Origin of the sequence: Asaccharospora irregularis DSM 2635 (assembly GCF_900129815.1) — a bacterium.
Classification (GTDB): Bacteria; Bacillota; Clostridia; order Peptostreptococcales; family Peptostreptococcaceae; genus Asaccharospora; species Asaccharospora irregularis.
This window is the reverse complement of the sequence record NZ_FQWX01000053.1, coordinates 1-10,585: the sequence shown is the minus strand read 5'-3', so window position 1 is coordinate 10,585 and position 10,585 is coordinate 1. Positions and strand designations below refer to the sequence as shown.

Here is a 10,585-nt window from a genome sequence, read left to right as displayed (position 1 = left end):
CATTAAAGTGGTACGCGAGCTGGGTTCAGAACGTCGTGAGACAGTTCGGTCCCTATCCGTCGCAGGCGTAGGAAATTTGAGGAGACCTGTCCTTAGTACGAGAGGACCGGGATGGACGTACCTCTGGTGTACCAGTTGTTCTGCCAAGGGCATGGCTGGGTAGCTATGTACGGAATGGATAAGCGCTGAAAGCATCTAAGCGCGAAGCCAACTTCAAGATAAGATTTCCCACCGCAAGGTTAAGATCCCAGGAAGACTACCTGGTTGATAGGTCAAAGGTGTAAGTGCAGCAATGTATTTAGCTTATTGATACTAATAGATCGAGGACTTGACCAATATTATTAATCTTCACTGAAGATTAATACAGGATGATTCATATTATTAATATATATACAGTTTTGAATGTGTTAGATATATACAGGATATTTAATTATACATATTGCGCTGGCGTGGCTCAATTGGCAGAGCAGCTGACTTGTAATCAGCAGGTTGTAGGTTCGATTCCTATCGCCAGCTCCATTAAAAAAGACCTATGAAAATTTCATAGGTCTTTTTGTGTAGGAATCCTAAATACTAACCTCTATTTGGATTCTAATATGTTTTTGGATAAGTCGTAGATACTATCTGTTAGTGCCTGCAATTTTCCTTCTATCCTTATCAGTAAGTACATTGACAGGGCGATAGGAAAACCGACATTGGCAATAAGAGCTTGCAAATTACCATCCACTTAAAATCACTTCCAATCTAAAGTACTACAATTAAATTACTAAATCGTAGTCAGTAGTGTCTGTTTTGACAATTTTAGCACCTACAGCAGATGCTAGGGTAGATCCATTAGGAGCAAATATATTTTGACTAACTATCAACTCCATAGCACTTTTGATCTCTTGTTCAGTCAGACTATCTTTTGGGTCCTCTATTGAAAAAGACACCTGTTTGTCTGAAGAAGTTTTAAAAACCATAACTAACTTTGTTTTAACATCCATAAAATTACCTCCGATAATTGATTTTTTAACTTTAAGTACATATCTTGTATTAAGTTGTGTTTTGCTGCAAAGTATGATTAATTATTATAATTAATCATATTGACTAGTTCACTCTAAGCAGATAAAGAAGTATTGTCGACTCTGATAACATCTACAAGTGAATGTTCTTGAAGTTTAACAAGAGCATTTGCAACTTCAAATATACTGTCGTCAGTAGCATCAGCCTTAACATTTGGGAAAGTCTTGCTTTTTACAACAGCCTTTCCATTTAGGTCCACACCATAGTTGAGTTTTAATTTGATACTTGAAAGATTTTTAACTGATAATATTGCCATAAAATTACCTCCTTAAATTTTAGATAATCAAAGCTACAAGAAAAGTCTTGTTTGCTTTGTTAAGTACATCGTATTATATAAAATATTAAAATGGAAATATAATCGGTTTATAACATTTATTGGCGTTTATAGTTGAAATAAAGTGTTATTGGAAAAATATTTTTGTCGATATTATATTTTAATTAAGGCTAGTTTAGTTATTTTAAATTTATTTGTTTGAAAGGTTTATTTGTTTTAAAGGGGGAATCGCTGATGTTATTTAATAACGTATCGGAGAAAGTTGAAGACTTAATAGAGATTTTGGGGACAGAGCTATTTGAAGAGGTAGTAAAAGTATTTGGAGGAGGAACTATATATATACCTACTTATAACAGTATGATAAGAAGTAGAAAAAATAGAGACATAGCAAAAAAATTTAATGGGGTAAATGCACAACAATTGGCTAGAGAGTACGGGGTAAGTGTAAACCATATAATCAGAATAGCAAAGGATAAAAAATAAAACAATAAAACAATAAATAAAGATTGAACTAGCCTTAATAAGGCTGTGAATTCATATAGTTAAAAATTACATTTTGACATGATAGATATATTATGATAATATAGTAAAAGTCAGTAAATTAAGTAAATCAGATAATCGCAGGTAGCTTAGGCTACGTGAGGAAAGTCGGAGCTCCATAGAGCAGGGTGCTAGGTAACGCCTAGTGGGAGTGATCCTAAGGATAGTGCAACAGAAATAAACCGCCACATTTGTGGTAAGGATGGAAAGGCGAGGTAAGAGCTCACCAGCGGCTAGGTGACTAGTCGGCTATGTAAACCCCACCTGGAGCAAGACCAAGATAGGACTAAAGAGTGTTGCTCGCACTCTCCGGTAGGTAGGTCGCTTGAGCTTATTGGTGACAATAAGCCTAGAAAGATGATTATCTAATACAGAACTCCGCTTATAGATTTGCTCAATTTACTAAAAGTTACACTAGCTAATTAGCTGGTGTTTTTTTTTACAATTATTTAGCAAAAAAGCTAGTATATATAGGATTTTGCAGCTAAAATGTTATAATGTAAGTGTGGAAATATGTGATATAATAAGTAAATGTAGGAAATTATAAACAATACTTATTGTAAATCAAAATGAGAGCGTATAATCATAAGTATACAAACTTATGGAATCTAAGATGACAATAATTATAAAGTATACAATAAATAATTTGTTTAGGGAGTGAATAGATTGAGTCAAAATAATAGTGTTATAAGTAGAGTTGTTTTAAATGTAAGCGAAGCATTTTTAAAACAAGAAACAAGAATTAACGAAAAATTAGATGATATTCTAGAAAAAAAGTTAGAAAAATTAAACTCTGACCAAGATAAATACAGCGAAGTATTGAAATTCAATATTTTATTTTATAAAACATTAATAAGAAATACAGAGCCTTTAATAGGAAAGTGGATAGAACAAAAATCTATACCAAACATAGATTCACTAGAAGAAGAGCTGGAAATTATAGCTGATAAATGTAGAGAATATATAAACAAAATCAGAGAAGAAGGCGTAGAAAATCTAAAAGAGAGCGACCTAAATAGTTTTAATTTTTATGACAAGATGCAACCAGAAGACAAGATAAAGCGTTTAGAAAAGGATTATAGAGTACTAAATGTATACAAGGATTTATTAAATATAACTTTAAGAAAGATAAGTTTAGATAGAAATGAAAATCTAAGTTTACTTTCTAAAGATCCAAGAGATATAAAAAGAGAGTTAAAAAGAGAATTAATTTTCTCTGTAAATAAAATGTTATCTAGTTCAGAGGAGTTTGTAGGTGGAAAAGTATACTACAAAGAAAACAATGATAGCATCAAAAAAAGTAGAAATGACTTAGAAGAACTATTTTTAAGAAGAATAAAAGAGTCAAACTATGACGTTATATTTGAAGCCATAGAAAATAAATATAGAAAATTATGTCTAATAGAAGGAATGTTGTATAGAGAAGGGTATGGATTTGGCAAAAATTCAATAGCAGAGTTTGCTAGTTCAGCCATACTATTAGGACTTTTAAGGGGAAAAGACAAGGATATAGTGGAAGGTGCTATGAGACTTGTTATAATTGGTGAATTCGGTGAAAAGAATTTTCAGGACTATATGTCATATGTTATAGAAAATAAATTAAATATCAGTACTGAAGTTTGGAATGAATCAATAGATATAATAAAAACTAAATACCAACAATTGAAAAATCATGATATAGCATTAAAAAAATGTGTAGAATCTAATGATGTAGATATAGCTAAATACGTATCTATTATAGAGAGTGTAGATAAAAACAAATCTTTTAATAATCCAGCTAGAAAAAACAATATAGAGAAAAATGACGAAAAAATACAAGAGGAAATAGAAGATAAAAAAGAGAATATAAAAGATAGTAAAAAAGAGAATAAAACTGAAGATATACAAAGTTATTTGGCGATTACAGAGGAAGATCAAACTGGAGAAAATCAAGCTGATGAAAGTCAACCTAGGAAAGAACAAATAGAGGAAAACAAGGCTAATGAAAATAAAATTATAGAAGATAAAATAGATGAAAATCAGGCTAAAGATATAAAAGAAAGTATAGAAGAAAAACAAGTCTATGAAGAGATAGACGAAGATACAGATGATGAAGATATAGAAGAAGAATACTTAAAAGTATTGAAGAAAAAATCAACAAAGAGAAGAAAAAAGAAAAAGAAAAAAATACTTGCAATTACTTCTGTATTAATAGCAGTTGTATTGGCCTTTGGAGCAGTGTATGCAATCATAACAAACAAAGAAAAGAAAAATCAATTAGAGGCAAAAAAACAACAGGAAACATCACAACAGCAAAAAGATAAAAAAGAAGATAAAAAAGAAGAAAAGAAAGAAGAAATAAGCCCAGAAGAAAAAGAAAGAATTGAAAGAGAAGCCATGATTAAATCTAAAACAGAGGAAATGGAATCATATAAAGATGGCAAAGGGAAATACTATATAGTTTATGCTGCATCTCATAAATTAAGAGAAAATTCAGAGGAAACTTTGGAAGAATACAGGGCAAAAGGCGTAGATGGTACTATAGTAGAGGCAAATGGACACTTTAGAATAAAAATAAATGAATACGATGATTATGCCTCAGCTAAATCAGAAAGCAATGAGTTAGCAAAAAAATCTATTTCAACATACATATTACAGGGAAATAGATACTATGACTGCAAGATAGATTTATTTGAATTAAAATCTAAAGATATGCCTAAAGAAGATTTAGAAAAAGAGTACTACAACCTAAAAGAAGAGTTAGGTTCACAGTCAAATGGTAAAGAGTATGTAGAAAAACTAGACAGAATATACGAAGGTATAAGTCAAGTTAACTAAAAAATAAAATCGACTAAAATTTATTGTAAGTAAACTGGGGGATAATATGTTGGAAATCGGAGAATTAGATATCAAAAATAGAATAATTCACTGTGAATTATCTGGACATATTGGGGATATAGACTATAAAAAAGAAGAGATTTTAATATCAAGACAAGGGGATAATCTGCTTTTTTTTAAGAGAATAAGCGAAAAACTTATAAATAAAGTTTTGATAAGTGAGTGTCAAAAACTTGTACTAAAAGGGTGGATAATACTATACGATGGTTTAAATATATTCAATATAAACACTTCTAGGAAAAGTCTAATAGAAATTGGGATAGATGATATTGAAGATATAGACAAAGACACAGTAGGCTATACAACTAATAATACACCATTTTTTATAGGACATGATGAAAGGGGAATCATGCTCCTAAAATCACTAGAAGAAGATATAATAACAATAAAAAATCATGAAATAGATGACATTATTATAAATAATGAAACTAACAATAAAAACGAAAACTTCAAGGAAATAGAAATAAGGTTTTTAGAAAAATCTATTAGGATAAATGTATGTGAGTCTTTGATACAAAAGCTTATAAGAAATACATTTGTATATTCAAAAGAGGATATTCTAAAAAAAGCATCTATGAAAGACTTATATATGAATTGGTCCAAATCAATGAACGATATAATATTATTTGATTTCTTTGGAGACCTGTATTATACAAAACTAGAGATAGACAAAATAATAAAAGAATCTAAACAACAAGGTAGACCTACACTCGGAGAAGATGAAAAAGTAGCCATAGTAAACATACTTTACTATCAAATTCAAAATCAAAAAAATCAGTTTGATGCAGTAGCTGCATATATGCCAAAAATAATGGAAGTATCTGATTTAAAGCTTTTTAGTAAATTTGACAAAACTTTAGATATAAAAGTATTTAAACTTCTGCAAAAGCAGCTATTTACAATATCTAGGCAGCTAAACAGATACTTAAATGATATAGAAAAAAACTTAAGTCAAATAACATTTTCTATATATGACGAGATAAGGGAACGTAAATACCTAGCACAAATAAACACAAAAGAATTTGGAATAGGTATGGGAATATCTAATTCAATCGACTTAGCACTAGGAAGAAATATATTAGTACCGCTTATATCTAAAGATGCTATGGAAATATATAAAACTAAAAATATAAAAAACACAGAACTTAGCAAACTAAATGTATTTACACATCAATCAATAGATAAGCTCAATCATTTAATAGATACGATGTACCCGTATTATGTAGAAGAGGCTAATACATCTTTGTTTAATTTGTTTAAAACCTTAGAAAAAGAATACTCTAAGCTTGGAGAAGGAGAAAAAATCAAAGATATACTGTTTAAAAGAATAACAGATCTATACCTATACAAGCAGCTTAGCCTAAATCCAATGACAAATCTAAGGAGAAAAGATTTAATAAACAAGATATCCGTAGCAATAGATAGGGATATGTGTAACTTGGATGAGGAAATACTATTTATAGGGGGAGAGTAAGTATGTTTAGCAAGAATATTTGGGGTTCTGACTTTGAATTTTTAGATTTAGAGAATAAAAAAGAAGTTGAGTATGAAGAATTAGACCTAGACTCAAGTACAGACGAAGTTAGTCAAATAGACCTGTGTGCAGATGATATAGAAGAAAGTTTAAATATAGGAGAAGACATAAAATTATTTGATGAGTTAGAAATAGATAAATACCTAAATTCAAAAGAAAATCTATCAAAAGAAAATCTAAAAGAATACGAAAAACAACCTAAAGAGAGAGATAATCCTAAGAATTCAGATAAAATCAAGAAAAAAGTATATTCTAAAAAAGTAAAAAAAATATACTACTACAAAGGGGAAATGACACCTGAAGATCAGGTAAAAAAAATCGAAGAAATAGAAGAAGAAATAAACTACTATTATGAGTATTAATATGAGTATTAATTAGTAAAATCAAAGCGAATTTGAAGAAATACTATAAATATGATATATTATAGTGTGGAATAAAACAAAATTTATGGAGGAAATATCTAAATGACTGTTAAAAAAGCTATAATACCAGCGGCAGGGCTTGGAACAAGATTTTTACCAGCAACAAAATCTCAACCAAAAGAAATGCTTCCAATAGTAGATAAGCCTACTTTACAATATATAATAGAAGAAGCAATAAGCTCTGGAATAGAAGAAATACTAATAATAACAGGAAGAAATAAAAAGTCCATAGAGGACCATTTTGACAAATCTGTTGAACTAGAGTTAGAACTAGAACAAAAAGGAAAGACAGAAATGCTAGATATGGTGAGAGACATATCCAATATGGTCAATATACATTATATAAGACAAAAAGAACCAAAGGGACTTGGACACGCAATACACTGTGCAAAAAGTTTTATAGGAGATGAGCCTTTTGCAGTATTACTTGGAGATGATATAGTAGATTCTGAGGTGCCATGTCTAAAACAATTAATAGATGCTTATGATGAATATAAGACTACAGTTTTAGGAGTTCAAGAAGTAGCTAGAGAAGACGTAAATAAATATGGAATATTAGATGTTAAACATATAGAAGACAGAATCTACAAAGTAAAAGACATGATAGAAAAACCATCTATTGATGAGGCACCATCTAATATAGCGATACTAGGTAGATATATAATAACTCCAGAAATATTTAGCATATTAGAAAATCAAGAACCAGGAAAGGGAGGAGAAATCCAATTAACAGATGCCCTTCAAACTCTTGGTCAAAGAGAGGCAATATATGCATATAACTTTGAAGGTAGAAGATACGATGTTGGTGATAAAATAGGGTTCTTAGAAGCCACTATAGACTTTGCACTAAAAAGAGACAACATCAGAGATGATCTACTTAATTACATGAAAAGTGTAATAGATAAAAACCTATAAGTGAATAGAAAAGGGGTAGACGACATGGCAGTTTTAGTAGCTGGAGGCGCAGGATATATTGGAAGTCATACATCAATAGAACTTTTAAATTCTGGTTATGAAGTAATTATTGTCGACAATCTGTGCAATAGCAACAAAAGTGTAATCGACAAAATAGAAAAATTATCAGGAAAAAAAGTTAGATTCTATGAACTAGATATATGCCAAAGAGAAAAATTAGAAGTTGTATTTAAAGAAAATAAAATTGATTCTATAATACATTTTGCAGCATTAAAAGCAGTAGGAGAATCTGTGGAAAAACCTATGGAGTACTACAGCAACAATTTAATAAGCACATTGTCGTTATTTGAATTAATGAAAAAATACAATATAAAAAAATTCGTATTTAGTTCATCGGCTACTGTCTATGGGGATCCTCATACTTGCCCGATTTTGGAGGACTTCCCATTATCTACAACTAATCCTTATGGAAGAACTAAACTTATGATAGAAGATATGCTTAGAGATATTTGTAAGGCAGATAAAACGCTAGACGTGGCGATACTTAGATACTTTAACCCAGTAGGGGCTCACAAAAGCGGCGAAATAGGAGAACTTCCAAACGGTATACCTAATAACTTAATGCCATATATAACAAAAGTGGCAATAGGAGAATTAGAGGAGCTAAGCGTGTTTGGAGACGACTATCCTACACACGATGGTACGGGAGTGAGAGACTATATTCACGTGCTAGACCTAGCTGATGGGCATGTAAAAGCACTAAAAAAACTAGAGGAAAATCCAGGGTTAGTTACATATAATCTTGGAACAGGAAAAGGCTACAGTGTACTTGACTTAGTCAAAGCATTTTCAAAAGCAAGTAAAAAAGAAGTACCATACAAAATAGTAGGTAGAAGACCGGGAGACGTAGCTATGTGCTTTGCGGACTCATCTAAAGCAGAAAGAGAACTTGGATGGAAGGCAAAGTATAAAATTGATGAAATGTGTGAAGATTCATGGAGATGGCAAAATACACACTCTAAAAAAATATAAAATATACAAAGCAGAGACTAAATAATCTATTAGTCTCTTTTTTAATCTAAAAATACAATAAAGTAACAAATTGGTAAAAATATCCTCTTACTGGATTTAAAATAAACAATTTATGATATAATTTACTGAGTAAAGGGGTGAGAAATAAAATGAAAAATATTTTTAGAAAATCTGTGATAATAATGATGACATTAGCACTAGTACTAGTTGGTGGTATTCCTCAAGCTGAGGCTGCTAATAGCCACCTAATTATTATAAACTCAAAGACTAATAAGCTTGGTTATTTTGTAAACACTAAGTTAGTTAGAGAGTTTAGTGTAGCCACGGGTAAAAAAGGAACTGAGACACCACTAGGAAAGACTAAGATAGTTAATAAGATAAAAAATAGACCTTATTACAAGACAAATATTCCGGGAGGTAGCCCTAGAAATCCACTAGGAGATAGATGGCTAGGACTAAGATTAAACGGAACAAATGGAACTACATATGCAATACATGGAAACAACAACCCAAGTTCAATAGGAAAACACGTGAGCGGTGGTTGCGTAAGAATGCACAACAATGAAATTAGATGGCTGTTTGACCAAGTTCCTATTGGGACAACTGTAATAATAAACTACAGCAATGATTCTTATGCAAAAATAGCACAAAAAAACGGTATAAACTTAAATTCTAAGCCAGCACCAAAACCAACGCCAACACCAAAGCCAACTCCAATAAAAACTGGATGGAAAACAGAAAATGGTAAAACTTACTATGTAAAATCAGATGGAAGTTATTACAAAAAAGTTTGGTTAAAACTAAACGGAAAAGTATACTACTTTGACGAATCTGGAGTTATGCAAAAAGGATGGAAAGTAGTAGACAATAAAAAATACTACCTAGGAAATGACGGAGCAAGAGTTGTAGGATGGCAACAAATAGATAATAAGAAATACTACTTCGCACAAGATGGACAACTACTTACAGGATGGCAACAAATAGACAACAAACAATACTATCTAGGAACAGATGGAGTTATGGCAACAGGAAAAATTACAATAGATGGTAAAGAATATACATTTAATCCAGATGGAACAATAAATCCAAACTGGGATACAGTAATAGGAGAAAACAGATTTGATACAGCCAAAAAGGTAAGTACATCAGGAAACTGGACACCAGAGAATACAGACACAGTAGTATTAGTAAATGGTAACGCTATAGCAGATGGAATAACAGCAACACCTCTAGCAAATAGCTACAATGCATCAATACTACTTACTAACACTACTTCACTACCAAATGAAACTATAGCAGAAATAGAAAGATTAGCACCAAGTCAAATAATACTAATAGGTGGAAACAATGCTATAGGATCAGAAGTTGAAAATCAAATAAAAGCTAGATTTAAAGTAGAGCCAAAGAGAATAGCAGGAAACGATAGATACGAAACTGCATTTAAAATAGCAAAAGAACTTGAAACAAAAGAACAAATCCAAACAGCATACGTTGTATATGGAGGAGGAGAACCAGATGCACTTTCAATAGCATCTAAAGCAGGAGAAGACAAACAACCTATAATACTAACTCAAAGAGATAATATAAATGGGGAAGTGGATTGTCAACCTTTTTTAGCACACTTTTTTCTCGGACATTAATACTCTATACTCTACAGGGGTAAGATAATTCAATGAACTATGTATTCTATTATTATTGTACCAATTTACATAATCAAATAAGAGATATTCAAGCTCTTCAAAGCTTTCAAAGATTCTATTAAAAGCAAACTCTGTTTTAACAACTTTAAAGGTAGCTTCTGCTACTGCATTATCATAAGGGCAGCCCTTTTTGCTTAAGGAACGATTGATTTGAAATGTAGTTAATAAGTCATCTATTATTTTATTTTTGAATTCATTTCCTCTATCCGTGTGTAATATTTCAATA

Annotated in this window: 11 protein-coding genes, 1 tRNA gene, 1 rRNA gene and 1 other RNA gene; 10 read left to right on the top strand and 4 right to left on the bottom strand. The window is 31.1% G+C overall.

Annotation, left to right across the window (positions count from 1 at the left end):
- Together BUB34_RS12280 and BUB34_RS12275 are read left to right on the top strand one after the other, a co-directional pair.
- Window positions 1-336: ribosomal RNA gene (locus BUB34_RS12280) — 23S ribosomal RNA — on the top strand; the annotation flags it as partial.
- A 107-nt stretch (window positions 337-443) separates the two neighbouring features.
- A tRNA-Thr gene (locus BUB34_RS12275) sits at window positions 444-519 on the top strand.
- Between the two features lie 61 nt (window positions 520-580).
- Here BUB34_RS12275 and BUB34_RS13975 read toward each other — a convergent pair.
- The 3 genes from BUB34_RS13975 to BUB34_RS12260 form a co-directional block, all read right to left on the bottom strand.
- On the bottom strand, window positions 581-727 hold the full coding sequence (locus BUB34_RS13975; protein ID WP_073127697.1) for a YvrJ family protein: 147 nt from the start codon (window positions 725-727) through the stop codon (window positions 581-583).
- Between the two features lie 31 nt (window positions 728-758).
- A complete protein-coding gene (locus BUB34_RS12265) occupies window positions 759-986 on the bottom strand; it encodes a DUF2922 domain-containing protein (RefSeq protein ID WP_073127695.1) in 228 nt (75 codons plus the stop codon).
- Window positions 987-1,099: 113 nt separating this feature from the next.
- Window positions 1,100-1,321, bottom strand: a complete 222-nt coding sequence (locus BUB34_RS12260; protein WP_073127693.1) for a DUF1659 domain-containing protein — start codon at window positions 1,319-1,321, stop codon at window positions 1,100-1,102.
- 252 nt (window positions 1,322-1,573) lie between these two features.
- Between BUB34_RS12260 and BUB34_RS12255 the strand changes: the two genes are divergently transcribed.
- The 8 genes from BUB34_RS12255 (at window position 1,574) to BUB34_RS12220 (ending at window position 10,299) form a co-directional block, all read left to right on the top strand.
- Window positions 1,574-1,822 (top strand): Mor transcription activator family protein, encoded by a 249-nt coding sequence (locus BUB34_RS12255; protein WP_073127691.1) that lies wholly within the window; start codon window positions 1,574-1,576, stop codon window positions 1,820-1,822.
- A gap of 119 nt (window positions 1,823-1,941) precedes the next feature.
- An RNA gene (rnpB, locus tag BUB34_RS12250) (RNase P RNA component class A) lies at window positions 1,942-2,280 on the top strand.
- Between the two features lie 265 nt (window positions 2,281-2,545).
- Window positions 2,546-4,696: a hypothetical protein gene (locus BUB34_RS12245; RefSeq protein WP_073127689.1), complete on the top strand. Its 2,151-nt coding sequence runs from the start codon at window positions 2,546-2,548 to the stop codon at window positions 4,694-4,696.
- Window positions 4,697-4,742: 46 nt separating this feature from the next.
- The gene (locus tag BUB34_RS12240; RefSeq protein ID WP_073127686.1) at window positions 4,743-6,230 is read left to right on the top strand and encodes a hypothetical protein; all 1,488 of its coding nucleotides are present in this window, start codon (window positions 4,743-4,745) and stop codon (window positions 6,228-6,230) included.
- Window positions 6,231-6,232: 2 nt separating this feature from the next.
- The gene (locus BUB34_RS12235) at window positions 6,233-6,652 is read left to right on the top strand and encodes a hypothetical protein (protein WP_073127685.1); all 420 of its coding nucleotides are present in this window, start codon (window positions 6,233-6,235) and stop codon (window positions 6,650-6,652) included.
- 102 nt (window positions 6,653-6,754) lie between these two features.
- Complete coding sequence (galU, locus tag BUB34_RS12230; protein WP_073127683.1) at window positions 6,755-7,627, top strand: UTP--glucose-1-phosphate uridylyltransferase GalU; 873 nt, start codon at window positions 6,755-6,757, stop codon at window positions 7,625-7,627.
- A gap of 24 nt (window positions 7,628-7,651) precedes the next feature.
- Complete coding sequence (gene galE, locus BUB34_RS12225) at window positions 7,652-8,659, top strand: UDP-glucose 4-epimerase GalE (RefSeq protein ID WP_073127681.1); 1,008 nt, start codon at window positions 7,652-7,654, stop codon at window positions 8,657-8,659.
- Window positions 8,660-8,808: 149 nt separating this feature from the next.
- Window positions 8,809-10,299: a cell wall-binding repeat-containing protein gene (locus BUB34_RS12220; RefSeq protein WP_073127679.1), complete on the top strand. Its 1,491-nt coding sequence runs from the start codon at window positions 8,809-8,811 to the stop codon at window positions 10,297-10,299.
- Here BUB34_RS12220 and BUB34_RS12215 read toward each other — a convergent pair.
- Window positions 10,273-10,585 (bottom strand): IS3 family transposase (locus BUB34_RS12215; protein ID WP_143153381.1); only part of this gene is annotated, 313 nt, incomplete at its 5' end. The genes BUB34_RS12220 and BUB34_RS12215 overlap by 27 nt on opposite strands.